Here is a 23,866-nt window from a genome sequence, read left to right on the forward strand (position 1 = left end):
TCTGGGGCGTCCGACTCGGGATCGGTCGTCGAGCGTCGACGAGTTGCGATGTCGAAACGCACAAACGCCGACCGACCGAACTGCCGGCCGATGGAGCCTTTCGAGCGGTATCGACCGATCGTCGACGATTTCGAGGCGTTTCTCGCGGCCTGCGAGCGACCGCTCGGAACGGCGGTACGCGTCAATGCGATCAAGGCGACCGCAGCGCAGGCGATGGCGGCGCTCGAGGCGGACGGCGTCGCCTACGAACAGGCCGACTGGCACTCGCGCGTGCTTCGACTCGAGACCGACTCGCCGGGGTCGACGTGGGCGTCGTACCACGGTTTCACGCACGGGCAGGAGGAAGTCTCGGTCGTGCCGCCGCTCGTCCTCGATCCCGAACCTGGCGAGCGCGTCTGGGACGCCTGCGCCGCACCGGGTGGGAAGGCGACCCAGCTCGCGGCGCTGATGAACGATCGGGGGACGGTCGTCGCCAACGACAACAACCTCGGTCGATTGTCGGCGTTGCGATTCAACGCCGAGCGCCTGGGCGCCACGTCGCTCGCGGTGACCAACGACGACGCCCGAAACTACTCGCTGGCGTCGTTCGAGTTCGACGCCTTCGATCGCGCGCTCGTCGACGCGCCGTGTTCCTGCGAAGGGACTATTCGGAAGAACCCTGACGCGCTCGACGAGTGGAACCTTGGTCACGTCCGGTCGATCGCCGGTGTGCAGAAGGGGATCCTCCGGCGGGCCGTCCAGGCGACGCGGCCGGGCGGGACGGTCGTCTACTCGACGTGTACGTTCGCCCCGGAGGAGAACGAGGCGGTCGTCGACCACGTCCTCGACGTCGAAGACTGCGCGGTCGTCCCGTTCGACCTTTCGCTCGAGCACGACCCCGGGCTCACCGAGTGGAACGACGAGTCGTACGACGGGTCGCTCTCGAAGGCCGCCCGGATCTACCCCCACCAGAACGACACAGGCGGTTTCTTCGTCGCGAAACTGGAGGTGGCCGCCTGATGCCGGACGACGACCCGCCGGCGGACGATGACCCGATCGCGGACGGCGAGCGGACGGCTGGTGACGGCGACCCGGCTCCTGACTGCGAGGCGACGTCGGACGACGCGCTCGCCGAGAACGTGGGCGAGCGGTTCGCCCGGCTCCCCCGAACGAGGGCCGATCGAACCGTCGCCGGTCGCGTCTCTCGTGCGGACGTCGTCGAGTACTTCGACGAGCGATTCGGAATTCCGCCGGAGACCTTCGATTCGTACACGTTCTGGGAGAAAGGCGCCGGCAAGATCTGGGTCTACGCGGGCGAGGCGCCGTCGCCGATCGAGGTGGAGTCGCTGGGGATGCTGTGTCTGCGCACCCGCCAGGAGCACTGGAAGCCGACGACGGATTTCGTCCAGCGGTTCGGCGGCCGTGCGACCGAGTGCGTGATCGACCTCGACGAAGACGGGGCCGCCAGGTTCGTCGCCGGCGACGATCAGGAACTCGACTGGGACGGCGATTGGGGGTACCTGATCGCCGCCCACACGCTCGCCGGCGAGCGAGAACCGCTCGGCGTCGGCCTCTACGTCTACGGCGAACTGCGATCGTTGATCCCGAAGGGACGCCGGCGCCACCTGTAGCCCGTTCCCGACGGGCTCTGGGGTACCGGAGCGATCCGTCACAGTCCGGCGCCGAGCAGGACGCGAACGACGACGCCGACGACGAGCGAGTACGTGACGTTGACGAGCGTCCCTGCCAGGTAGAAGAGGCTGTTGTTCTTCATATCGTCCGAACGGACGATACTCTTCGCGGCGAAGACGATCGCGAGCGCGGCGTACGCTCCGGCGAGGACGAACGTCAGCAGGAGAATGTTCTCGGTCTTGCCGACGATCGTGCCGATGTCGCGGTCGGTGTCGGTGACGGACTCGGCGTAGCCATCGTCGGCCCAGGCCAGCGACTCCGTCACGACCCGGCCGCTCGTGACGAGCAACACACCGTATCCGAGGAGAGCGATCAGGATGGATTCGTATTCGGAGGCGACCTCGACCAGCACGTCGGTCGTCATTCGGCCACCCCTCCGACGTCGGCGGGCGCGTCGGTCGGCCATCCCGTTTCGAGCGTCTCGCGAAGGCGGGTCTCGATCGTCTCGATCAGCGGCCACTCGGCGCTCCTGAGGGTGTTCGAGACGGCCTGCTGGCTGATGCCGAGGTCGTCGGCGACGGCTCGCTGGGTCGACGCGCGTTCGTACCGCGTCACGACCTCACGCTGGCGGTCGGTCCAGGACTCGCGGTGGGCCAGGAGGAGGTTGACCTCGTCGGCGACGGCCGTATCGAGCGGCCGGGTACCGGTGTCGAGTCCGAAGCGGAGTCCGTCGCGCTCGACGGATTCGAGCAGTTCTGTCGCCCGGTGGAACGCCTCGCCGTCCATGTGTGCGACCGAGTCGGTCTCCCCGACCGTGATGTCGCCGCTGGCGACGGCGAGTCTGATCGCGTGCGGATACAGCACGTTCTGGAGCGTGATAGCGACGTCGTAGAGCGGTTCGACCGAGGAGAGGACGGTACCGAGTTCGTCGATCCCTTTCAGAACCGATGGCCCGGCGACGATCGCGTCCCCGTACGTTTCCGCGACTCGCTCCCGGGCGCGCGTGAACGTCTCTCGAAACTCGTCTCGATCCGCTATCTCCCGTGAATCGACGACGTCCCCGAGGATCACGTATCGGTCGGCGCCCCGTGCGACGTGGTCGCTCATTCGTGCGATCGAACGGATCAACAACGGAAAAATGTTGTTACTCGTCGTACAATGGCTAAGTATTGTCTGGTGTGGCCGACAGTGAACAACCTTTAACGATTGTTTTTCGATCTACAATGTTTTTTGATTGTTTCAATCGCCGAATTCCCGGTCGAGCCAGTCGACGACGGCGACTCCGATGGCACCGATTCGATACCCGTCGGGAGCGACGTGAGCCCGGGCGTGACTGTGCGTGGGTCGGAACGGTGTGTGGGGTGGGACGATGTGCTGAGCGTGGTGATGTGAGCATTAATGCGTGTATGCGTGGTCGTCACACTATCCATGACCCGGGTTTCGATGCGCGGGGTCAGCAAGTACTTCGATGGCGGCGAGACGGTCGCGAACTACGACGTCCACATAGACATCGAGGACGGCGAGTTTCTCGTCTTCCTCGGACCGTCCGGGTGCGGAAGACGACGGCACTCCGGCTCATCGCCGGTCTCGAACGGCCCTCCGAGGGCGAAATCTACTTCGACGACGAACGGGTCGACGGTTGGTCGCCGAGCGCCAGGAACGTCGCGATGGTGTTTCAGAACTACGCGCTGTACCCGCACATGACGGTCCGTGAGAACGTCGCGTACCCGTTGAAGGTGCGCGGAGTCTCGCCGGACGAGCGCGACCGCCGGATCGACGAAGTCGTCTCGCTGTTGCACATCGAAGACCAGGTCGACAAACCGCCCTCGGATCTGAGTGGCGGCCAGCGCCAGCGCGTCTCGCTGGCGCGCGCCATCGTGCGAGAGCCGTCCGTCTTCCTGTTAGACGAGCCGCTGTCGAACCTGGACGCGAAGCTCCGCCAGGAGATGCGAATCGAACTCAAACGACTGCAGGACGAACTGGACGTCACGACGATCTACGTCACGCACAACCAGGAGGAGGCGATGAGCATGGCCGACCGGGTCGTCGTCATGAATCGGGGAACGATCCGCCAGATCGCAGCCCCGGGCGAACTCTACGAGCGCCCACGGACGGCCTGGGTCGCCCGCTTCATCGGTTCGCCGCCGATGAACCTTCTGGAGGGCGTCCGGACCGACGGCGGGATCGACGTCGGCGAGGCCGGTACGATCCACCTGGACGCGATCGCGAGCGCCGACGCCGCGTCGACGGCCGGGCCGGCGAGACGGCGGGAGCCGGCGGTCACCGAGACGACCGGTGCCGTCGTCGCCGGCGGCGAACCGGAGGCCGGTGGCAGTCCGCCGAGTGGGACACGTTCGGAGCACTCGCTCGACGAGGATCGTACGGCCCGCGCACCCGACGACAGGCCGGCGGGCGAGACGAACGCCGAGAACGCCGTCGCACCGGTGGACTCGGACCGGTCCCACCACTCGTCCGTCGGGAAACCGAACACGATTTCGCTCGGCGTCCGTCCGGAGGACTTCTCCCTGTCGACCGACCCGCCGTCGTCCGGCAACGCCATCGTCGGCGCGGTCGACACGATCGAACCGCTCGGCGAGTACACCCTCGTGAACGTCGTCGCGAACGACCAGCTGGTCACCGTGAAGGTCCCGGATACGCGACTCGGCCGCGACGACAGAGTGTACCTCACGTTCGACGACGCGGACGCGTACCTGTACGACGCGAACGGCGAACTGGTCACCTGATTCCGAAGGACGATGGATATACGCGCACTCCTGGACGCGACCGGACGCACGGATCGGTCGTCGACCACCGGCGAACGGGACGACGGGGGGTATACCGGCGAGCCGACCGAAGAGCCGGGACCGAACGAGTCGGGACGGGCTGTGTCGACCGACGGATCGGAATCGGCCGTGTCGACAGGCGGGTCGGAATCGGCTGTGGCAACCCCTGAAACGGACGGCGGTTCGGTGGTCCACCCAACCCTGGCCCCTCCAGTGCGTCCGGCGACGGCCGCCTCCGCGCCGTGAGTCGACGGTTTGGGATCGACCACGAGAAGGCGGTGGCACTCGCCGTCTTCCTCCTCCCGGGGATGACCCTGTTCGCCATCTTCTCGGTCGGACCGATCGCCTACTCCGCCGTCGGGAGCTTCTTCTCGTGGGAGGGGTTCACCATGGGCGAGTTCACTGCACTCTCGAACTGGGTCGAGACGCTCCGCGATCCGCTGATCGTCAACTGGGACACCCTCCGCCGCTTTCGGTTCCCGATGGGCGCCCTCCCGCAGAACCTCCTCTGGGTGGTGATCCACGTCCCGCTCAGTACCCTTCTCGGTCTCGGGCTGGCGCTGCTGTTCGCGGACCTGAAGGGCCGGCGCATCCTCCGATCGATGGTCTTTCTCGGCTTCACGACGCCGACGATCATCATCGGTCTCGTCATGCTGTTCGTCTACGATCCACAGGCCGGGATCTTCAACGAACTCCTGCGGGTGATCGGGCTCGAAGGGCAGGTCAGAAACTGGACACAGTCGCCGCAGCTCGCGATCTACGCCCTCATCGCCGGCGGGGTCTGGGTCCAGACCGGGTTCTCCATGTTGCTCTACTCGTCCGCACTCGCTGCGATCGACCCGTCGCTGATCGAGTCGGCGAAAGTCGACGGAGCGGGCCGGTTCAGGCGATTCGTCGACGTGGTCTGGCCACAGGTCAGGCCCGTCACCGCCGTCGTCGTGATCATGGGCATCATCTGGGTCCTCCGGATGTTCGACATCGTCTACGCGGCCGGCGGCTCCGCCGGCGGGCCGAATCACGTCTACTCCGTCCTCGGAATCGAGGTGTACCGCGCGGCGTTCGAACCGCCGATCCAGTACGGCCACGCCATGGTCGTGGCGTTGATCGAACTCCTCCTCGTGGCGCCGCTCGCGCTCTACATCGCCCGCATGAGGTAACCGATGACCGAAGACGACTCCTCCACCGACGACCCGTTCGACGCTGGAGACGGCGCACGGACCGGCGACCAAACGACGGAACCGATGGACGGCCCTGCCGACGCATCGACGGACGCCGGAAACGGCGAGCCGGCGAACGCGCCCAGCGACGAGTACGCCAATGGCTCCACCGGTGATCCCGATCCGTCCGGGCCCGACTCCGGCGCCGATCCGGGACCGACCGCTGACGGTCCATCACCGTCGATCTACTCGGACGGCGGCGGGGCGTCGACGTCGGCGGCCGACGGCGACCGGCACATCCCGGTCGCGGAGATCCCGGACGCGCGACCGGGCCGCGAGCGTGACTGGTCGTCCTGGCTCGTCGAACGGACGCCGTCGCTCCGGCGGAGTCTGGTGTACGCCGTCGCGATCGGCGTCGCGTTCCTCTGGGTCGTCCCGTTCCTCGGCCTCCTCATGGCCTCGGTTCGCCCGCTCTCGGAGATCGTCGGCGGGTGGTGGCAACTGGAGGGGATGTCGATCACGCTGGAAAACTACCAGCGGGCGTGGGCCTATCAGACCGCGCCGCTCGGACAGGCGCTGCTCAACACGGCGATCGTCACGATCCCTGCCGTGCTGGTCGTGATGCTTCTCGGCGCGATGGCGGCGTACCCGTTCGCCCGGTTCGAGTTCCCGCTGAAGACGGCGTTGTTCTTCCTGATTCTGCTCGTGATGGCCGCGCCGCCCGAACTCGTCGCGATGGGGAACTACAACACGCTGCGGAGCACCGGGATGTTCGACACGTACGTGGGACTCGTGCTGGTTCACGTCGGCTGGGGGCTCGGCTGGGTCGTCCTCTTCCTTCGCAATTACCTGCTCGGCATCCCGGAGGAACTCGAGGAGGCCGCCAGGATCGACGGCGCCTCGCGCTTTCAGATCTTCCGGACGATCATCCTCCCGCTCTCGGTCCCGGCGCTCGTCTCCGTCGCCGTCATCCAGTTCACCTGGGTCTGGAACGCCTTCTTCTTCCCGCTCGTGTTCATGCGATCGCCGGACCTGTACCTCGCGCCGCAGGTGTTGCCCCTGATGCGCGGCCGACTGCAGATCGACTGGGGGCTGGTCGCCGCCGGATCGATACTGACGATGATCGTCCCGGTCGTGCTGTTCCTGCTCCTCGAACGGTACTACACGCGCGGGATGGTCGCAGCGGTCGTCGACTGACGCGCTCGCGGTCGTCGTCCGAGATGCGGGAGACGATGGGCGTCCGAGGTGCGGGAGACGTTGGGTGTCCAAGGTGGGGAGGCGATGGGTGGGCCGACGACCCGGCCACCGACTGATGCGCGGCCGTTCGATGGACCAGCCGTCGATCCGATCGTCGGTTCGACCCACGCGACCGCTCAGAAGGGCAGAAAACCGGCGACCGTCAGGACCGCGCCGAGAACGCCGGCGACGACGTTCGCGACGAAGAAGGGCGCGGACGACCGCCAGGCGAACAGCAACACTGTCGCGATCGGGATCGCCGCGATGACCGCCGGCCAGGTGCCCTGTACGGCGATCACGAAGAGAAACCCCGTCGTGAACAGGTACATCGCGTCGATGACGAGCGCGTTCCTGTTCCGGCGCCGGACCTCCTGGATGAGGATCGCGAGCGACGACGACTCGGTCCCCGATCCGCCGTCCGACGGGGCCGGCGTCGTCCGGTCGGTGTCGGCCATCAGCTGCCGCCGCCGACGGACTCTTCCTGGACGCCGGCCAGCGTTTCGGCCATCGCGGCGACATCCTGCTGGGGATCGGCCCAGAGGCCGGTGAGCTGGGACCAGAACTCGGACTGGAAGGGGTCGCCGAGCGTGTCGTCCAGGTCCGGGACGAGTTCGATTTCCTCGGCCTGCTGGGCGAGCGTTTGCATGACCTCGAGTTGGTAGGCGTCCGTCGGGACGTCAGAACTCGACGCGATGAACCCGCCGCGTTCGGCCCAGATCTGCTGGGCGTCGGGGCTGACGAAGTGTTCGACGGCCGTCGTGGCCGCGTCGGCGTCGTCGACGTACGATGGGACGGTAAACCAGTTCTCGGCCGCGACCATCGACTCCGTCCCCGGAAGCCTGAACACGCCGAGGTCAGACGGATCCTGGATGGCGTCGAAGCCGGTCGTGAACGAGCCCTGGAAGTACAGCGGGATCTGGTTGTTCCAGAGGTACTCGAACTGGACGCCGAAGTCCCGGACCTCGCTGAAGTAGCCGTCCTGGATGAGCGTCTGGACCGTCTCGAGAGCTGTGACGACGCGCTCGTCGGTCATCGACGCGTCGCCGGAGACGAGGTCGCGCTGGAGTTGCGCGCCGTCTTCCTGGCGCTGGAAGAACGCCTCGGTGACGTCGGACAGCGGCCAGCCGGTCCCGTTACCCGACGCCAGCGGGGCGTCCACACCGTCGACCTCTCCGATCTCGTCCAGCAGGCTCACGAACCCGTCGTAGTCGGCCGGTTCCTCGAGGCCGTTGTCCTCGAAGAACGACTGCCGATACCAGAACCCTGGTTTGTGATCCATCTTGAACGGCGCCCCGTACTGGTCGCCGTCGACGGTCACCTGCTCCGAGTCGGGCGCGAAGTTTCCACCCTCCCAGACGGTCGTCACCGGTTCGAGGTGCCCGGCGGTGGCGTCGGACTGCACTCGCGCTGGCGAGGGCATCACGACGATGTCGGCCGTCGCGACGCCGGCCTCGTAGTCCATCAGCGTCCCGGTCAGGATCGCCTCCGTGTCTCGCGGATCGTACGCGATCTCGACGTCTATCTCGTCCTGGACGTAGTCGACGACTTCGAGGAAACTCTCTTCTTCGCCGCCTGTCCACACGCCGGTGACCGTGAGGTCAGCGCTACCGCCGTCGCCGCCGGGGCCGCCCTGGCAACCGGCCAGGGCAGCGATGCTACCACCCGAAGCGACGAGGACCGTCCGCCGATCGACGCGTCGTTGGGATCCGTGCATGGGGATACGGGCCATGCGGGCGGAGATATCAGTATCTCATCGGATCGTGAACGCTATGGACGGAACCAGTGAGCATCTCCGGCGGTGACCGATCGGAACCCTGACCGATACCGTATCGGATCGATGGCTCACCGGTCACACAGTTCACAGGCGACGCGACGGCGGAACGCGTCCGTGCGTCCGTCGTCGACGGTCCGTTACCCGTACGCGTTCGGTTCCGTGTTTACGTACGACCTGACGCCGTCGGCGAACATCGTCGGGACATCCCGACGGCCGCCGTTCGGCGATCTGAACTGGCGGTGGCACTCTGTGGCACGGGGACGTTCGTGTGAGTACGCAGAGAACCCCTTCACGGGGCGGGCCGGACGACAGGACGTACCACCGAGTGCGTGACCGCGACGGACGCCGCTGGACGCGGACCTCAATCCTTTTATTTCCCGTCTCCCTTTGACCCGACATGAGCGAAGACGAGGGCACGGAACCGACGGCTCGGGGTGGTGGGCCGGACGAGGAGCCCGCTGCGGACGAGCCGTCCGCCGGGTCAGATGCGGCGACACCGAGCGACGAACCCATCGCGGTCGGGGACGGGAGCGATCGGTCGGATCGGACCGAAACTGCGGACGATTCGAACGGAGAGCACGCTTCTACCGACGCGACGGCGCCGGCGGAGGACGAGCGTCCCGACAGCGCGTCGGGCTCGGCGGAGTCGACCGGTCCCGAGACCGAGGCGGAACTACGAGAACTGATCGATCGGATCGCCGACCACGACGACGGACTCGCCGACGAGGTGACGGGCGTCGTCGAAACGGCTCGCGACGTCAACGAGACCGTCGAACACCAGCGCAGCGAACTCTCCGATCTCCGGGAGCGAAACGACGAGCAGGCGGAGACGATCGACGACTTACACGACGAGTTGAGTGACCGCGACGACCGCATCGACGCACTCGAGTCGGAACTCACCTCGCGCGAGGACCGAATCGACGAACTGGAGTCCGAACTCGACTCGGCGACCGAACGGATCGAGGAGCTGGAAGGTGCGTTGAAACGGAAGCAAGCGGACTTCCAGAACTACAAGAAGCGGGCGAAGAAGCGCCAGGAACAGCTCAAGTCCCGGGCGACGGAGGACCTCGTCGGCCGGATCGTCGGCGTCCGTGACAACCTGAAACGCGCACTCGACGAAGAGAGCGACGATGCCGGATCCCTCCGCGACGGGGTCGACATGACCCTTCGCGAGTTCGATCGGGTCCTGGCCGACGAGAACGTCTCCGAGATCGAACCCGAACCCGGGAACGAGGTCGATCCCCAGCGACACGAAGTGATGGTGCAGATCGATAGCGAGCAACCCGAGGGAACGGTCGCGGACGTCTTCACTCCCGGCTACGAGATGGGTGACAAGGTCATCCAGACTGCCCAGGTGACGGTGAGCAACGGCGCCCACGCCGAGGGGTCGGACGGAGACGATGGCGCTGATGACGCGACCGATTCCGATGGTGAGACAGCTGCGAGCGGTGACGCCGACGAGGACTCCGAACGCGGTGACGGAGCGGAACCGTCGACGGCCGAGACGGACCGCTCGGCGGACGCTCCGGGCGGCGACGAGCGTACCCGGGCCGACGATGATGGTACCCGGGCCGACGACGGGAGTACGGGGGAAGACGTGGATGCCGACGCTGACGACGGTGCACCGGAGACCGCTTCCGGGGACGCCGCGTCGGATCACGACACGGCTGCTGCGTGGGAGTTCGACGGACCCACCGATGACGACGGAACGGGCGCCACGCCTGGCGAGTCGGTCGGCGACGGTGACCGATCCGACGAGTCCAGCAGCGACGACGCACCCGAGTCGGACGGATCCGAGGAAGCCATCGAACTCGGTGGCGAAGTGGACGACACGACCGAGACCAGCCCGGAACAGAGCGAATAACGCTGCGGCGACGACCCCGTCCGTCGAGGGTCGTGCCGGCGACCGGAACCGATCACGAAACACCCGATCCGATTCCGGTTCGCTCGTCCTGTCAGGGTTGTACTAGTGTGTCGATAGGTGGGCACCGTCGCACTCGAAGAACGAACCGGTGAGGGTGATCCGACCGCGACCGAAGTGTCCGTTTTCTGCCTCGTCGTGACCGATTAGCGGTGCCCGAGTTTTCCTTGCTGTGCCGTATCGAGTTCGTCTCTCTCTCTCTCTCTCTCTCTCTCTCTCTCTCTCTCTCTCTCTCTCGATTCGGGTCTCGACTCGTGGTGGAGACGTCGAACCCGTTCGGGAGTGGAGGTCCGTCTTCGACCGAACTGGACATCTTGCATCGACCGATCGACCCGTCTGGCATCGACCGATCGACCATCTGACGTCGATTCCAGACCCGGCGTCCGGTTCGCCGCTCGTCCGTTCGATGGGGGAGCGTTTCGCTCGCCGGCTTCGTGAGCCACCACGGCGGGCGTTGGAGAAATAATACCAAGTAAACCCGCCTCGATGCACCAACATTTAAACCAAAGTGCGCACAAGGTGGTCCTGATGACGAGCAACAAGATTCTCGGGATCGACCTGGGGACGACGAACAGCGCGTTCGCGGTGATGGAAGGCGGCGATCCGGAGATCATCGTCAACGCAGAGGGCGATCGGACGACGCCGTCGGTCGTCGCGTTCACGGACGACGACGAGCGACTCGTCGGGAAACCGGCGAAGAACCAGGCGATTCAGAATCCGGAGCACACGATCTCCTCGATCAAACGTCACATGGGCGAGGAGGACTACACCGTCGAGATCGAGGACGACGAGTACACACCCGAGGAGATCTCGGCGATGACGCTCCAGAAGATAAAGCGCGACGCCGAGGACTACCTCGGCGACGAGATCGAGAAGGCGGTCATCACCGTGCCCGCGTACTTCTCCGACCGCCAGCGCCAGGCGACCAAGGACGCCGGCGAGGTCGCCGGCTTCGAGGTCGAGCGCATCATCAACGAGCCGACGGCCGCGGCGATGGCCTACGGACTGGACGACGAGTCCGATCAGACTGTCCTCGTCTACGACCTCGGTGGCGGGACGTTCGACGTCTCCATCCTCGACCTGGGTGGCGGGGTCTACGAGGTCGTCGCGACGAACGGTGACAACGAACTCGGCGGCGACGACTGGGACCACGCCATCATCGACTGGCTCGCCGACGGGTTCGAAGACGACCACGGCATCGACCTGCGCGAGGACCGACAGGCCCTCCAGCGGCTGAAGGATGCCGCGGAGGAGGCCAAGATCGAACTCTCCTCGCGCAAGGAGACGGAGATCAACCTGCCGTTCATCACGGCGACCGACGACGGCCCGATCCACCTCGAGGCGTCGCTCACCCGTGCGAAGTTCGAGTCACTCACGTCGGACCTGATCGAGCGGACCGTCGAGCCGACGGAACAGGCGCTCGACGACGCCGGGTACGACAGAGACGACATCGACGAGGTGCTGCTGGTCGGCGGGTCGACCCGGATGCCGCAGGTCGCAGATCAGGTCGAGGATCTCACCGGCAAGGAGCCCCAGAAGAACGTCAACCCCGACGAGGCCGTCGCGCTGGGCGCCGCGATTCAGGGCGGCGTCCTCGGCGGCGAGGTCGACGACATCGTCTTACTCGACGTGACGCCACTCTCGCTCGGGATCGAGGTCAAGGGCGGACTCTTCGAGCGCCTCATCGAGAAGAACACGACGATCCCCACGGAGGAGTCGAAGATCTTCACGACCGCCGCCGACAACCAGACCTCGGTCCAGGTGCGCGTCTTCCAGGGCGAACGCGAGATCGCCGAGAAGAACGAGATGCTCGGCGAGTTCCACCTGACCGGCATCCCGCCGGCTCCGGCCGGGACGCCCCAGATCGAGGTCGCCTTCTCCATCGACGAGAACGGCATCGTCAACGTCAGCGCCGAGGACAAGGGCACCGGGGAATCCGAAGAGATCACCATCGAAGGCGGCGCCGGTCTCTCCGATGATGAGATCGACCGTATGCAGCGCGAGGCCGAAGAGCACGCCGAGGAGGACGAACAGCGCCGTGAGCGCATCGAAGCTCGAAACGCCGCCGAGGCGACGATCCAGCGCGCCGAGACGCTCCTAGAGGAGAACGACGACGTCGACGACGACCTCCGCGACTCGATCGAGGCCGCCGTCGACGACCTGGAGGAGACGATCGACGATTCGGACGCCGACGCCGAGGACATCGAAGCCGCGACCCAGGAACTGAGCTCCGAACTCCAGGAGATCGGCAAGCAGATCTACCAGGAGGCAGCCGCCGGCGCGGAAGGCGCTGGTGGCGCGGGTGCTGGCGCTGCAGGCGGCGCGGCCGGTGCCGGGATGGGCGGCGGCGCTGGTGCCGGTCCCAATCCCGGACCGGGCGGCGCTGCCGACGACGGAACCGAAGAGGAGTACGTCGACGCCGACTTCGAAGAGGTCGACGACGAAGCCGACGACGAGTAGGACCGTCAGTTTCGTCGGGGGTCGTCCCAGATCCCCGGTCGCTTCAGCGTCACCGTCGGGTTCGGACGACTGCGGTTCCGGTCACCGTCGAACGGTCCCTTGAAGTGTTTCAACCCAGTATCTGGAGGTAACGAATGAGCGAGGACTTCTACGACGTGCTCGGTGTGAGTGCCGACGCGTCCGCCGAGGAGATCAAGCGGGCCTACCGGGAGAAGGCCACCGAGTATCACCCGGACGTCTCGGACGAACCGGACGCCGAAGAGAAGTTCAAGAAGATCCAGAAGGCAAAGCAGGTACTCACCGACGAGGAGAAACGCGAGGCCTACGATCGGATGGGCCACGACCGCTACGAACAGGCCGAGAAACACGGCTTCGACGCCAGCGAGGCTGGCGGCGGCCCGTTCGGTGGCGGTATGGGTGGCGATCCGTTCGGGGGTGGCGGTGGGATGGGTGGCGGCCTCGGCGACATCTTCGAACAGGTGTTTGGCGGCGGAGGTGGCGGCCGCCGACGGCCACGCGCCGGCCGGGACCTGCGAACGGAACTCGAGATATCCCTCGAAGACGCCTACGACGGCGTCGAACGCCAGTTCTCGTTCGAACGACCGACCGAGTGTGACACCTGCGGTGGCACCGGCCATCCGCCGTCGGCCGACGCCCGTCAGTGTCCTGAGTGTCAGGGGCGCGGGCAGGTCACCCAGGTCCAGCAGACACCGCTGGGTCGGGTCCAGCAGACGACTACCTGCCGACGCTGTGAGGGCGAGGGGACGCTGTATACGGAGACCTGTAGCGACTGTCGCGGCGACGGCTACGTCCGCGACGAGGTGTCGCTCACGGTCGACGTGCCGGCCGGCATCGAGGACGGACAGACGCTCCGGATGGAACGTGAGGGCGCACCCAGCCCGGAAGGCGGCCCGGCAGGCGATCTGCTGATCGACGTTTCGATCGCCGACCACGAGGAGTTCGACAGAGACGGCGCCGACCTGCACTATCACCTTCCCGTGTCGTTCCCGCAAGCGGTCTTCGGCGACGACGTCACCATCCCGACGCTCGACGGCTCCGTCTCGTTCGACGTTCCCGCCGGCACCCAGAGCGGCGAGAGGATGCGCCTCGGCGGAAAGGGTATGCCCCGCCTCCGCGGTCGCGGCTACGGCGACCTCTTCGTTACCGTCCAGGTCGTCACGCCAGAGTCGCTCAACGAGGAGCAACGCGACGCACTGGAGGCGTTCGCCGAGGCCGGCGGCGACGAGATCGAGATCGCAGACGGCTTCTTCGATCGGATCAAGCGCGCGTTCTGATCCCTCGTCCCGTTCGCGCTCCGCACGCTCGTACGCACTCGACGCCGTCGGATCGAGGAACCACGTCGATTTGGATCACCGCGTTTTTCGCTCATCGGGCCGACGGCCACGTATGGAGACCGTCGCCGACTTTCTCACGCGTGATCGACGGAGCGGCCGGCCGGCGCTGGTCGACGCGACCGGCCGCACGTACGACACACACTGGGTGTGTACCTCGGCCTGGAAAGCGGGGAACTTCCTCAGACACACCGGCGTCCGTGGCGGCGTAACCGTCGGCGTCGTCGGTGACGGACCGCTCGCCCTGCTCTCGTTCTTCGGTACCGCGTTGCTCTCGGGCCGGACCTGGTTCGAGCCGCCGTCCTCGCTCGACGGGTACCCCGAGGTGCGGACGCTCGTCGCACCCGCCGATCGCGTCGACGCGTACGACGCCGACGCGCCGATTCAGCGGGTCTGCTACGGGGGAGACCCGCCGGCACCCGAAATCCATCACCTCGACGCGGGGCTCTGGAGCGAGAATCCGTCGTTCCCGCCGACGGACATCGGTTCCGAAACGCCGCTGCTCGTCGACGCGACTGTCAGTGGCGATAAAGATGCGGACCCCGGTGCACCCGCAGCGTCGATATCACACGGCGAGGCGATCGCCCAGGCGCGGTCGATCGCGGCCGAGTTCGACGTCGGCCCCGGGACGCGCGTCGTGGTCGGCCCGACGGCGTTCGCCCGGGCCGGTCCGTTTGCAGACCCGCGGGTGGTCGTCGCGGGCGTCCTCGCACCGCTCGTGGCGGACGGCGTCACCGTCCTCTCGCCCATGGAGGCGACACCCGGCGAACCGACGGCGGACGATCTCGTCCTCGGTCCCAATGAGTCCGAACCGATCTCCGGGCGTCGACTCCCGCTCTCGGCCGTCGAGCTGGACGGGTCCTAACTCACGTATACGGCGACGAGGATCGCCGTGTCCGGTACAAAGCGCCCGTTCGGGCCTGTGAGCCGCTACCGCTCGGTCACTCAGGCCGCTTGCACGCTCGGGGGCCGCGACTATGGACTTCCTCGATGCAGGTCGGGGCGGGTGTCACGACATGAACTCACTCGAAGACCTGTTCGAACACACGCTCCGCCAGCAGTACTACGCCGAGACGCAACTCGTCGACGAACTCGACCACATGGCCCGACGGGCCGACAACGACACACTGAGCGATGGGTTCGCCGACCATCGCGACGAAACGCGCGAGCACGTCTCCCGGCTCGAAACGGTCTTCGACGAGATCGGGTCGACGCCGGCGCCGACAGAGGACGCCGTGCTCGACGGGATTCGCGAGGAGCGCGAAGAGATCGACGACTCGATCGACGATCCCGGACTGCGCGACATGGGCTACATGATCGGCGGCATGATGACCGAACGGATCGAGATGACGGGCTACGAGGGTCTCGTGTTGATGGCCGATCGACTCGACTACGGGAGCGCCGTCACTGACCCGTTGAAGGCCAACAAAGACGACGAGGAGTCGGCGTTCCGGGAACTGGAGTCGATGTCCGAGGCCTCGGAGATGAGGTCGTTCTGGGACCGGATCACGCCGTCCTGATTCTGCCTCGGGTGGCGATCGGTCGCACAGGCGGAATGACTGGCTGCGGTCGACGATGTCCCCCATCGAACTGGGTCCGAGCGCGACGCTCGTCGCCCCGTTCGGGTCGAACGTGCCTGCCTACGGCTTTTGTCGGTATTCGTGATAGGGACGGCTATGGACGCCGCCCAACTCTGGCTCGACATTCGGACGCAACTGGCCTCCCTGGACGACGGGGCGGAACTGGAGACGCCCGTGTCGGGCCGCCGATTCGCCGTCGACTCGATCGACGACGATCGCATCGCGATCCGGATCGCCGACAGCGGGGAGGAGCGCTCCCTCCTTCGCGAGCAGTTCGACCTGTTCACGGAGCGACTCGACGACCACCCGGTACGCGTCGAACACCTGCAACCCGGCGTCGAACCGTACGTCGCCGCGCTGACGCTCTCGTCCGCCGTGACGGTCGTCGGCGACGAGGTCGTGGTCGACCCTGAGCGCGCGACACCCGGGGAGAGTCCGTACCTCGTCTCGCCGGCCGAGGCGCGACGGCCGCCGGAACGGCTCCACGACGACGCCATCCTCCTCGCGGAGCACGTAGAACGGCTCGACGTCGGGGAGCCCGGCGAGTTGGAGACGACGGCGTTGAGCGACTGCTACGTACTCAGTTCGGACGTACAGCGTGGAGCGGGTCGGCTCCGCAAGCGGTTTCGCGACGAACTCCTCGATCGACTCGGCCCGGATCAGCAACTCCACGGTCGTTTCGGGACCGTCAGGCGGACGACGCGAGAACGCCGATCGCTCCGTGACGAGGCGACCGTCTTCGACGCGCTGGACGAACACGACATTCCGCGGGAGTGGGTGACGGGGATCGACGGGGAGAAACTGGACGTCGTCCTGTCGGTCACCGACCTCGAGGAGTCGGCCGTCTACGACGTCGAGGAAAGTGTCTACGTCCAGAAGACCGGCGTCGACGAGGACGAGAAGTACGAACTCCTCGCTGGGGTTCGCGACCAACTCGCCGACCTGGAGGGCGAAGCGGGAGACGAACTCAGAGACGAACTCGCGGACATCGAATCGCGGATCGAAGCCGCGATCGGTGCTAGCTGAGTTGTCCGCTGAGGGTCTGTCCCGCTGCCCGAACGAGGGTCTATCCCGCTCCCGAAACGTCTCTCTCTCTCTCTCTCTCTCTCTCTCTCTCTCTCTCTCTCTCGCGACCGTGAGACCGGACATGTGCAGGCACAGGCGCTATCGACGGTCCGCCCTACCGACCGTCGAATAATCGTACAGCGACTGGCCAGTCACCACCTCGACCCGCCCAATTCCCGATGGCTTCGGCGCTCCTTTCACCTGTTGTGGCTCGTCGACATGACGACGGCGGTGCTGCTGATCGTCGCCCCGTACGCGAAGGAACTGAACCCGATCACGGTACTTTTCTACGAACTGTTCGGATACCCGGGCGTTGCACTCGCCGCAGCCACCTACGCGGGGATCGTCGTCGCGGTCGGTCACTCCCTCTCGCATCCGATCGATCTGGCGTTCCTCCTCTCGACGGTCGGGCTGTACGTCTTCTTCGTGTTCACCAACGTGATCGTCCTGGCGTTCGATCGCACGATTCGCGGGATCGTGGCGGACGCATCGGCCGTACTCGTCGGCGTCTGAGTGTACGGTTCGTTCCCGTCGACGGCTCCCCAGAGAAATCGGCAGAAGGGCGCTATCGCGCTTCGTCGAGCGCCTCGAGCGCTCCAGGGTTCTCGATGCTACTCATATCGCCCAGGTTCTCGCCGGTGTAGGTGGCCTCGATCGCGCGGCGGATGATCTTGCCCGACTGGGTCTTGGGGAAGGCGTCGACGAAGAGGATCTCGCGCGGGCGGAACGGCTTCCCGTGTTCCTCGCCGACCTGTGCGCGCAGTTCCTCGCGGAGGTCGTCGGTCTCGTCGTACCCCGGTTCGAGGATGACGTAGGCGACGACGGCGGTGCCGGTCGTGTCGTCCGGCGCGCCGACGGCGGCGGCCTGGTTCACTGCCGGGTGGTCGATGAGCGCCCCCTCCACTTCCGCGGGCCCGACCTTGCGACCGGCGACGTTGAGGGCGTCGTCGGCGCGGCCGTGGAGGAACCAGAAGCCGTCCTCGTCCTGCTGGGCCCAGTCGCCGTGGTCCCAGAGGTCGTCCCAGCTCGACCAGTACTCCTCCAGGTATCGTTCGTCGCCGGACCAGAGGGACTTGGTCATGGAGGGACAGGAGTCGCGCGCGACGAGGAAGCCGCGCTCGTGATCGTCGGCGACCGACTCGCCCGTCGAGTCGACGATGTCGATGTCCATGCCGAGGCCCGGTCCACCGAGGGTACAGGGCTTCAACGGGGTGATCGGCATCGGCATGAGGAAACAGCCGCAGATCTCGGTCCCGCCGGAGATGTTGACGATCGGCGCCTCGCCGCCGCCGACGTTTTCTGCGAACCAGCGCCAGGACTCGGGATCCCAGGGTTCGCCGGTCGACCCGAGGATTCGCAGCGAGGAGAGGTCGTGGCCGTCGAGCCACTCGTCACCGTGTTTGCGCAGGGCACGAATCGCCGTCGGCGAGATCCCGAACTGGGTGAGGTCGTGGCGGTCGATCATCTCCCAGAACCGGTCTGGTTCGGGGTGATCCGGCGCACCTTCGTACATGAACGCGGTACCGCCGAACGTGTGGACGCCGATGAGCGTCCACGGCCCCATCATCCAGCCGATGTCGGAGACCCAGAAGAATCGATCGGACGGCTTCAGATCGAACCCGAAGTACAGCTCCTTGGCGCACTGGACCTGCACGCCGGCGTGGGTGTGGACGATGCCCTTCGGCGTCCCAGTCGTCCCCGAGGAGTAAAGTAGCATAGACTCCTGGTCTGCGTCGAGCGATTTCGTCCGGTACCCGTCGTCCTGGGTGGTGACGGCGTCGGTCCACGTTTCGTCTCGCTCGTCGTCCCAGGGCATGTCCGCGCCTGGTTCGTGGCCCAGGCGCTGGACCGTCACCGTGCGCTCGACGTATCCCGCCTCGTCGATCGCCTCGTCGGCGGCGTCTTTCAGCGTGATCTCGCCGCCTCGCCGGTAGAACCCGTCGCCGGTGAACAGCACCGAACACTCTGCGTCTGCGATCCGGGTCGCGGTCGCGTCGACGCCGAAGCCGGAGAAGATCGGAACGACGATAGCGCCGACCTTGAAGGCGCCGTAGAGGATCGAGACGACCTCGGGGACCATCGGCATGTACAGGCCCACTGTGTCGCCGGTCTCGACGCCGACCGACTCCAGGTAGTTCGCGACCTGGTTCGACTGACGGGCCAGCTCGTGGTAGGTAACCTCCCTGACCTCGCCGTCTTCGCCCTCCCAGATGGTCGCGACGGTGTTACGCGTCGGTTCGTCCACGTCCGCCCACCGGTCGACCGTGTTGTGCGCGACGTTGAGCTCGCCGCCGGGGTACCACTCGGTGAACTGTGGCCCGTCGCTGTCGTCTCTGACGGCGTCGTACTCCTCGTAAAACTCGATCCCGAGGTACTCGACGACCTCGTCCCAGAACCAGTCCACCCCGCTGTCGTCGGCGCCGTCGAGGTCGGTCGTCGTCCGTTCGATCAGCTCGTCGTAGTCCTCGATACCGTACGTCTGCATGAACTCCCAGACGTTCGTCGATTCGACGAACTCCCGTGACGGTTCGTACGCGACTTCCGATACGTCCTCGAGTGATTCCATGGCGAAGCGTTCAGGCGGAAACCACAAAATTGCTTCTCATCGCGTGAGTCTCCCCCGCGAGTCGTCGTCGAATCTGTCTGTGGGGCCGGCGGTCTGCCGTGAGGTCGGCTGTCGGCTGACGGTGCACGCGGGTCCGGTCGTCGACGACGTACGCGATGACGCGGGGGCAACCCCTATTGTCTTGGATGAGCTACCAGTCGGTATGTACGTACGGGACGCGAAGAACCGGGAGGAGGTGTGGTTACTCGACCGGATCGACGAACTCGGGCTCGACGCGACTGCGTTCCGTTCGCGCGACTACGTGGTCGCCATCGACGAGGTTTCGAACGAGAAAGCCGGTTTCGGCCGGATTCGAATCCACCGCCCGGACGACGGCGACTCCATCTGTGAGCTGACCAGCATCGGCGTCCTCGCCGAGTGGCGCGGCCAAGGCGTCGGCGCGCACGTCGTCGAACGGCTGGTCGAGTACGCCGGTGACGAGGGTTTCGAGACCGTCTACGCCCTGACGAGCGTCGGTCCCTACCTCGCGCAGTTCGGATTCGATTCGATCGATCGCGACGCGCTTCCCGATACCCTCAAGCGACGCCTCGAGGCCAAACGCGACGGCGTCGATCCGGACGCGACCCCGCTCCGCGTCGCCGTCGACCGGTTCCACGTGCCGGATCGCTTGCGTGAGGCGTTCAAAACCGCCAGCAAGGAAGACGCAACAGGAGACGACGAAACGGCTCCCGAGGAGTTCGGTATCGACCCCGAGACGGCCACGTACAAGTACGACACCGGGCGGTGAGTCCTGGTCGTCGGGGCGTCCCGCCGGCTGCGACGGAGACGGTCACGATCGGTCGTAACGCCGGCGCCTGATCGAGTCCGCGCCGTCGCAATCCCGAGCACGTGGCGTCCGATTCCGGCGCGACGCTCGTTCGATTCTCAACCTTCAAGCCCCGTCGCCTCCTTTCGTCAGACCATGTTCGATCCCGACGACCTCGAGTCGATCCGCGAGGCTGCGGACGACTGGCGCGAGGAGACGGCCGGACCGGTCGTCGACCGGTTCGGCGAACGACAGGAGACGTTCACGACGGACACGAACGGGCAGACGGTCGACCGGCTCTACACGCCGGCGGACGTGGCCGATACCGACTACGAGGCCGATCTCGGGTTTCCGGGCGAAGCGCCGTACACGCGTGGCGTCTACTCGACCGGCTATCGAGGCCGACTGTGGACGATGCGCCAGTACGCCGGCTTCTCGACGCCGGAAGACACGAACGAGCGCTATCACTACCTGCTCGACCAGGGTCAGACCGGCCTCTCGATGGCGTTCGATCTGCCGACGCAGATGGGGTACGACTCCGACGCCGACATGGCCGCCGGCGAGGTCGGGAAGGCGGGCGTCGCCATCGACTCGTTAGACGACATGCTCACCGTCTTCGACGGCATTCCGCTGGACGAGGTCTCGACGTCGATGACGATCAACGCGCCCGCGAGCGTACTGCTCGCGATGTACATCGCCGTCGGGGACCGACAGGGCGTCGACCGCGAGGAGCTTCGCGGGACGATCCAGAACGACCTCCTGAAGGAGTACATCGCGCGAAACACCTACATCTACCCGCCGGAACCCTCGATGCGGATCATCACGGATATCTTCGACTTTTGCGCCGAGGAGACGCCGAACTTCAACACCATCTCCATCTCCGGCTACCACATTCGTGAAGCCGGGTCGACTGCGGCGCAGGAACTCGCCTTCACCCTCGGAAACGGAATCGAGTACGTCGAGGCGGCCGTCGACGCCGGCCTCGACGTCGACGAGTTCGCCCCGCAACTTTCGTTCTTCTTCAACGGCCACAACAACATCTTCGAGGAGGTCGCGAAGTTCCGCGCCGCCCGTCGGATGTGGCACGACATCATGGAGGAGCGCTTCGACGCGCAGAACCCCAAGTCCAAGCAACTCAAGTTCCACACCCAGACGGCGGGCTCGATGCTCACGGCCCAGCAGATCGAGAACAACGTCGTCCGGGTGGCCTACCAGGCGCTCGCGGCGGTCCTCGGTGGGACCCAGAGCCTCCACACCAACGGCAAGGACGAAGCGCTGGCCCTGCCGACCGAGGAGTCGGTCCGCACCGCCCTCCGCACCCAGCAGATCCTCGCTCACGAGTCCGGCGCCGCGGACACGATCGACCCACTCGCAGGGAGTTACTACGTCGAGAGCCTCACCGACGAGGTCGAAGCCGACGCGTACGACCTGCTCGACGAGGTCGACGACCGCGGCGGGATGTTGGAGGCCGTCGAGTCCCGGTGGGTCCAGCGCCAGATCCAGGACACGGCGTTCGACCGCCAGCGCGAGATAGAGGACAAAGAGCGGATCATCGTCGGCGTCAACGAGTTCGAGATCGAGGACGAAGAGCCGGAGATGGACGTTCAGGAGGTCACGGAAGAAGACCAGCAGCGCCAGATCGACAGCCTGGAGGACACGCGTGCACTGCGTGACGAAGAGAAAGCGGAGGCGGCCCTCGAAGCCGTTCGCGAGGCGGCTCGCGGCACCGACAACCTGATGCCCGGTATCATCGACGCGGTGAAGGCCCACGCCACGGTCGGCGAGATCTGCAACGTCCTCCGCGAGGAGTTCGGCGAGTACCAGGGCGGCGGCGCGGTCTGACCGACCTGCTGGCGACGGGAATTCGACTCGCGGTGACGATCGGGCCCGACAGGATACCCCTGGACGAGCCCAGGCTCTGGATGGATGCTCGACGTTCGCCAGCGACCGCCAGTCAGTGTTCGGTCCGTCCTGTGGACCGATCGCGAACGTCGGCTTCGAACTCGGCGGGCACGTCGACCCGATCGCCGTCGGTTTCGATCGTCATGGTTTCCTGATCGATTGGATCGGTTTCAGAAACGAACGGCGGGACGATGGTGTAACCCTCCGCACGGACGGTGCCAAAGTCCTCAGAGACGTACAACGCCTTCTGCTGTCCCTCTGCCACGATCTGAATCGAACTGTACAGGGTGACCAACGTACCCAGAAAGACGAATCCGGAGACGGAGCGGATCGTGACGTCCACGTGGTCGCCCTTCGCTCTCGCACCCGTGTCCCGTACGACAACTGATGGGTCGAATTCATGCTGGGCCGAGCCCCAGGACGATGGCAGTCGTTGGCGTCCGCGCCCGTTCAATAGTGCTGCTCGGACCGACGACACTGTTGACCGGGTCGATGCAGAACGCAACACTCTCACCAATTCGGGCCCGATCCACCCGACGATGCGTTTCGATCACGCCGGAATCGCGACCGAGGATGCGGCCGAACTGACGGCCCTGTTCGGCGACCTCTGCGGGTTCGAGGTGGCCCACGAAGAGACGTTCGACGGGATGCGCGTCGTCTTTCTCGACGTCGGGGGTGGCTATCTGGAACTGCTCGAACCGACCGGGAGCGGGACTATCGCCACGTATCTCGAGGAGCACGGCCCCGGGATCCACCACCTCGCGTTCGAGACCGAGGACGCGGCCGGTACGCTCGAAGTCGCCCGTGAACTCGACATCGGCCTGGTCGACGAAGAGCCACGGCCCGGCGCCTGGGGCCACGACGTCGCTTTCCTCCACCCGGCCGACACCGGCGGCATTCTGATCGAGTTCGTCGAGCACTGATCGTCGCGACCGTTCGTTCGACCGCGCTTCCCGGTCACCCGAAATTTTCGATCATGGCGTCGTCCGGATCGCCGCCGGCGTCCTCGATCGCGTCGGCGACCGTCGTGACGAAGTCGCGGAAACCGAAGGCGTACACCTGGCCATCGTCGACGTGTTCGGCGATCGAGTCACGGAGGCGTGCGCCGTCGCCGGCGTCGACGATCGTCACCGGAACGCCCGCCTCTTCCAGGACATCGAGCCGATCCTCGTGGGCCGGCTGCTCGTCCCGGTAGATCACGACCGCGTCGTGACCGTGTGCCAGTGCCGCCTCGGCGATGGCGACGCCCGGCCCAATGCCCGGACCGCCGGCGACGGTGACGACGTCGCCCGCTCCGTCGTAGGCGATCTCGCCGAACGGGCCCTCGATCTCGATGTCGTCGCCGGGCGTTCGCTCCGCCAGCCACGGTGAGAGGTCTCCCGCCGGATCGATGCCCACAGTGATCTCGAACGTCTCGTCGACGGTGGGCGAGGAGAGGGTGTAGTGACGTGCGAGTTCCTCGTCGTCCGGCGTCGCGCGAACGAGCACGAACTGTCCCGGCCGCGCGTCGAATCCGTCGGGCGTTTCGAGGGCGAGTGCGATCGTGTTCGGGCCGACCTCCTCGATCCCGCTGATCGGGACTGTCGCGTTCATATCCGCGTTTCGAGGGACGGGGCCATATGGGTTCTCCTCTCGGACGGTCCGGCATCCGTCG

The 23,866-nt window shown here is 66.1% G+C and carries 22 protein-coding genes and 1 pseudogene; 16 read left to right on the forward strand and 7 right to left on the reverse strand.

Annotation, left to right across the window (positions count from 1 at the left end; all coding sequences use genetic code 11):
• The first annotated feature begins 90 nt into the window (after positions 1-90).
• A complete protein-coding gene (locus NO366_RS12540) occupies positions 91-999 on the forward strand; it encodes an RsmB/NOP family class I SAM-dependent RNA methyltransferase (protein ID WP_256531131.1) in 909 nt (302 codons plus the stop codon).
• Complete coding sequence (locus NO366_RS12545; protein WP_256531132.1) at positions 999-1,610, forward strand: DUF7122 family protein; 612 nt, start codon at positions 999-1,001, stop codon at positions 1,608-1,610. The genes NO366_RS12540 and NO366_RS12545 overlap by 1 nt, the downstream gene beginning before the upstream one ends.
• Positions 1,611-1,648: 38 nt before the next feature.
• On the opposite strand, the gene NO366_RS12550 is transcribed toward NO366_RS12545, so the two are convergent.
• Positions 1,649-2,035 carry a hypothetical protein gene (locus NO366_RS12550; RefSeq protein ID WP_256531133.1) on the reverse strand — a complete coding sequence of 129 codons (387 nt, stop codon included), beginning with the start codon at positions 2,033-2,035 and terminating at the stop codon, positions 1,649-1,651.
• Positions 2,032-2,718, reverse strand: a complete 687-nt coding sequence (locus NO366_RS12555; protein ID WP_256531134.1) for a SatD family protein — start codon at positions 2,716-2,718, stop codon at positions 2,032-2,034. The genes NO366_RS12550 and NO366_RS12555 overlap by 4 nt, the downstream gene beginning before the upstream one ends.
• Positions 2,719-3,054: 336 nt before the next feature.
• Here NO366_RS12555 and NO366_RS18660 point away from each other — a divergent pair.
• From NO366_RS18660 to NO366_RS12570, 4 genes and pseudogenes are all read left to right on the forward strand, one after another.
• A pseudogene (locus NO366_RS18660) lies at positions 3,055-3,833 on the forward strand (ABC transporter ATP-binding protein); the annotation flags it as partial.
• 222 nt (positions 3,834-4,055) lie between these two features.
• The gene (locus NO366_RS18665) at positions 4,056-4,355 is read left to right on the forward strand and encodes a TOBE domain-containing protein (protein ID WP_382274251.1); all 300 of its coding nucleotides are present in this window, start codon (positions 4,056-4,058) and stop codon (positions 4,353-4,355) included.
• A 281-nt stretch (positions 4,356-4,636) separates the two neighbouring features.
• On the forward strand, positions 4,637-5,551 hold the full coding sequence (locus NO366_RS12565) for a carbohydrate ABC transporter permease (protein WP_256531135.1): 915 nt from the start codon (positions 4,637-4,639) through the stop codon (positions 5,549-5,551).
• A gap of 3 nt (positions 5,552-5,554) precedes the next feature.
• On the forward strand, positions 5,555-6,748 hold the full coding sequence (locus NO366_RS12570; RefSeq protein WP_256531136.1) for an ABC transporter permease subunit: 1,194 nt from the start codon (positions 5,555-5,557) through the stop codon (positions 6,746-6,748).
• 176 nt (positions 6,749-6,924) lie between these two features.
• Here NO366_RS12570 and NO366_RS12575 read toward each other — a convergent pair whose 3' ends face one another.
• Entirely contained in the window at positions 6,925-7,242 is a 318-nt protein-coding gene (locus tag NO366_RS12575; RefSeq protein WP_256531137.1) for a hypothetical protein, read from the reverse strand.
• The gene (locus NO366_RS12580) at positions 7,242-8,501 is read right to left on the reverse strand and encodes an ABC transporter substrate-binding protein (RefSeq protein WP_256531138.1); all 1,260 of its coding nucleotides are present in this window, start codon (positions 8,499-8,501) and stop codon (positions 7,242-7,244) included. The genes NO366_RS12575 and NO366_RS12580 overlap by 1 nt, the downstream gene beginning before the upstream one ends.
• A gap of 457 nt (positions 8,502-8,958) precedes the next feature.
• Here NO366_RS12580 and NO366_RS12585 point away from each other — a divergent pair, with 457 nt between their 5' ends.
• The 7 genes from NO366_RS12585 (at position 8,959) to NO366_RS12615 (ending at position 17,452) form a co-directional block, all read left to right on the forward strand.
• Complete coding sequence (locus NO366_RS12585; protein WP_256531139.1) at positions 8,959-10,425, forward strand: nucleotide exchange factor GrpE; 1,467 nt, start codon at positions 8,959-8,961, stop codon at positions 10,423-10,425.
• Between the two features lie 585 nt (positions 10,426-11,010).
• Positions 11,011-12,942 (forward strand): molecular chaperone DnaK, encoded by a 1,932-nt coding sequence (gene dnaK, locus NO366_RS12590; protein ID WP_256531140.1) that lies wholly within the window; start codon positions 11,011-11,013, stop codon positions 12,940-12,942.
• A 134-nt stretch (positions 12,943-13,076) separates the two neighbouring features.
• A complete protein-coding gene (dnaJ, locus tag NO366_RS12595) occupies positions 13,077-14,237 on the forward strand; it encodes a molecular chaperone DnaJ (protein WP_256531141.1) in 1,161 nt (386 codons plus the stop codon).
• A gap of 112 nt (positions 14,238-14,349) precedes the next feature.
• Complete coding sequence (locus tag NO366_RS12600) at positions 14,350-15,159, forward strand: hypothetical protein (RefSeq protein ID WP_256531142.1); 810 nt, start codon at positions 14,350-14,352, stop codon at positions 15,157-15,159.
• 151 nt (positions 15,160-15,310) lie between these two features.
• A complete protein-coding gene (locus NO366_RS12605) occupies positions 15,311-15,814 on the forward strand; it encodes a YciE/YciF ferroxidase family protein (RefSeq protein ID WP_256531143.1) in 504 nt (167 codons plus the stop codon).
• A gap of 156 nt (positions 15,815-15,970) precedes the next feature.
• Positions 15,971-16,900, forward strand: a complete 930-nt coding sequence (locus NO366_RS12610) for a DUF7983 family protein (RefSeq protein ID WP_256531144.1) — start codon at positions 15,971-15,973, stop codon at positions 16,898-16,900.
• A 258-nt stretch (positions 16,901-17,158) separates the two neighbouring features.
• The gene (locus tag NO366_RS12615; RefSeq protein ID WP_343217303.1) at positions 17,159-17,452 is read left to right on the forward strand and encodes a hypothetical protein; all 294 of its coding nucleotides are present in this window, start codon (positions 17,159-17,161) and stop codon (positions 17,450-17,452) included.
• A gap of 52 nt (positions 17,453-17,504) precedes the next feature.
• Here NO366_RS12615 and NO366_RS12620 read toward each other — a convergent pair whose 3' ends face one another.
• Positions 17,505-19,505, reverse strand: a complete 2,001-nt coding sequence (locus NO366_RS12620) for an AMP-binding protein (protein ID WP_256531145.1) — start codon at positions 19,503-19,505, stop codon at positions 17,505-17,507.
• A gap of 202 nt (positions 19,506-19,707) precedes the next feature.
• Between NO366_RS12620 and NO366_RS12625 the strand changes: the two genes are divergently transcribed.
• Positions 19,708-20,292 carry a GNAT family N-acetyltransferase gene (locus NO366_RS12625; RefSeq protein WP_256531146.1) on the forward strand — a complete coding sequence of 195 codons (585 nt, stop codon included), beginning with the start codon at positions 19,708-19,710 and terminating at the stop codon, positions 20,290-20,292.
• Positions 20,293-20,466: 174 nt separating this feature from the next.
• Positions 20,467-22,152, forward strand: a complete 1,686-nt coding sequence (locus NO366_RS12630) for an acyl-CoA mutase large subunit family protein (protein ID WP_256531147.1) — start codon at positions 20,467-20,469, stop codon at positions 22,150-22,152.
• A 112-nt stretch (positions 22,153-22,264) separates the two neighbouring features.
• On the opposite strand, the gene NO366_RS12635 is transcribed toward NO366_RS12630, so the two are convergent.
• On the reverse strand, positions 22,265-22,555 hold the full coding sequence (locus tag NO366_RS12635; RefSeq protein WP_256531148.1) for a hypothetical protein: 291 nt from the start codon (positions 22,553-22,555) through the stop codon (positions 22,265-22,267).
• A gap of 196 nt (positions 22,556-22,751) precedes the next feature.
• Here NO366_RS12635 and mce point away from each other — a divergent pair, with 196 nt between their 5' ends.
• Positions 22,752-23,135 carry a methylmalonyl-CoA epimerase gene (mce, locus tag NO366_RS12640; protein WP_256531149.1) on the forward strand — a complete coding sequence of 128 codons (384 nt, stop codon included), beginning with the start codon at positions 22,752-22,754 and terminating at the stop codon, positions 23,133-23,135.
• A 34-nt stretch (positions 23,136-23,169) separates the two neighbouring features.
• On the opposite strand, the gene NO366_RS12645 is transcribed toward mce, so the two are convergent.
• Positions 23,170-23,805, reverse strand: coding sequence for an FAD-dependent oxidoreductase (locus NO366_RS12645; protein ID WP_256531150.1), 636 nt, complete (start codon positions 23,803-23,805; stop codon positions 23,170-23,172).
• Positions 23,806-23,866: the final 61 nt, after the last annotated feature.

Source organism: Halovivax cerinus, assembly GCF_024498195.1.
GTDB classification, from domain to species: Archaea; Halobacteriota; Halobacteria; order Halobacteriales; family Natrialbaceae; genus Halovivax; species Halovivax cerinus.

What these genes read in the sequence shown, in the direction of transcription:
- NO366_RS12540 (WP_256531131.1), top strand. Translation starts at nt 91, where the DNA reads ATGGAGCCTTTCGAGCGGTATCGACCGATCGTCGACGATTTCGAGGCG.
- NO366_RS12545 (WP_256531132.1), top strand. Translation starts at nt 999, where the DNA reads ATGCCGGACGACGACCCGCCGGCGGACGATGACCCGATCGCGGACGGC.
- NO366_RS12550 (WP_256531133.1), bottom strand. Translation starts at nt 2,035, where the DNA reads ATGACGACCGACGTGCTGGTCGAGGTCGCCTCCGAATACGAATCCATC.
- NO366_RS12555 (WP_256531134.1), bottom strand. Translation starts at nt 2,718, where the DNA reads ATGAGCGACCACGTCGCACGGGGCGCCGACCGATACGTGATCCTCGGG.
- NO366_RS12570 (WP_256531136.1), top strand. Translation starts at nt 5,555, where the DNA reads ATGACCGAAGACGACTCCTCCACCGACGACCCGTTCGACGCTGGAGAC.
- NO366_RS12575 (WP_256531137.1), bottom strand. Translation starts at nt 7,242, where the DNA reads ATGGCCGACACCGACCGGACGACGCCGGCCCCGTCGGACGGCGGATCG.
- NO366_RS12580 (WP_256531138.1), bottom strand. Translation starts at nt 8,501, where the DNA reads ATGCACGGATCCCAACGACGCGTCGATCGGCGGACGGTCCTCGTCGCT.
- NO366_RS12585 (WP_256531139.1), top strand. Translation starts at nt 8,959, where the DNA reads ATGAGCGAAGACGAGGGCACGGAACCGACGGCTCGGGGTGGTGGGCCG.
- dnaK (WP_256531140.1), top strand. Translation starts at nt 11,011, where the DNA reads ATGACGAGCAACAAGATTCTCGGGATCGACCTGGGGACGACGAACAGC.
- dnaJ (WP_256531141.1), top strand. Translation starts at nt 13,077, where the DNA reads ATGAGCGAGGACTTCTACGACGTGCTCGGTGTGAGTGCCGACGCGTCC.
- NO366_RS12600 (WP_256531142.1), top strand. Translation starts at nt 14,350, where the DNA reads ATGGAGACCGTCGCCGACTTTCTCACGCGTGATCGACGGAGCGGCCGG.
- NO366_RS12605 (WP_256531143.1), top strand. Translation starts at nt 15,311, where the DNA reads ATGAACTCACTCGAAGACCTGTTCGAACACACGCTCCGCCAGCAGTAC.
- NO366_RS12610 (WP_256531144.1), top strand. Translation starts at nt 15,971, where the DNA reads ATGGACGCCGCCCAACTCTGGCTCGACATTCGGACGCAACTGGCCTCC.
- NO366_RS12615 (WP_343217303.1), top strand. Translation starts at nt 17,159, where the DNA reads ATGACGACGGCGGTGCTGCTGATCGTCGCCCCGTACGCGAAGGAACTG.
- NO366_RS12620 (WP_256531145.1), bottom strand. Translation starts at nt 19,505, where the DNA reads ATGGAATCACTCGAGGACGTATCGGAAGTCGCGTACGAACCGTCACGG.
- NO366_RS12625 (WP_256531146.1), top strand. Translation starts at nt 19,708, where the DNA reads ATGTACGTACGGGACGCGAAGAACCGGGAGGAGGTGTGGTTACTCGAC.
- NO366_RS12630 (WP_256531147.1), top strand. Translation starts at nt 20,467, where the DNA reads ATGTTCGATCCCGACGACCTCGAGTCGATCCGCGAGGCTGCGGACGAC.
- mce (WP_256531149.1), top strand. Translation starts at nt 22,752, where the DNA reads ATGCGTTTCGATCACGCCGGAATCGCGACCGAGGATGCGGCCGAACTG.
- NO366_RS12645 (WP_256531150.1), bottom strand. Translation starts at nt 23,805, where the DNA reads ATGAACGCGACAGTCCCGATCAGCGGGATCGAGGAGGTCGGCCCGAAC.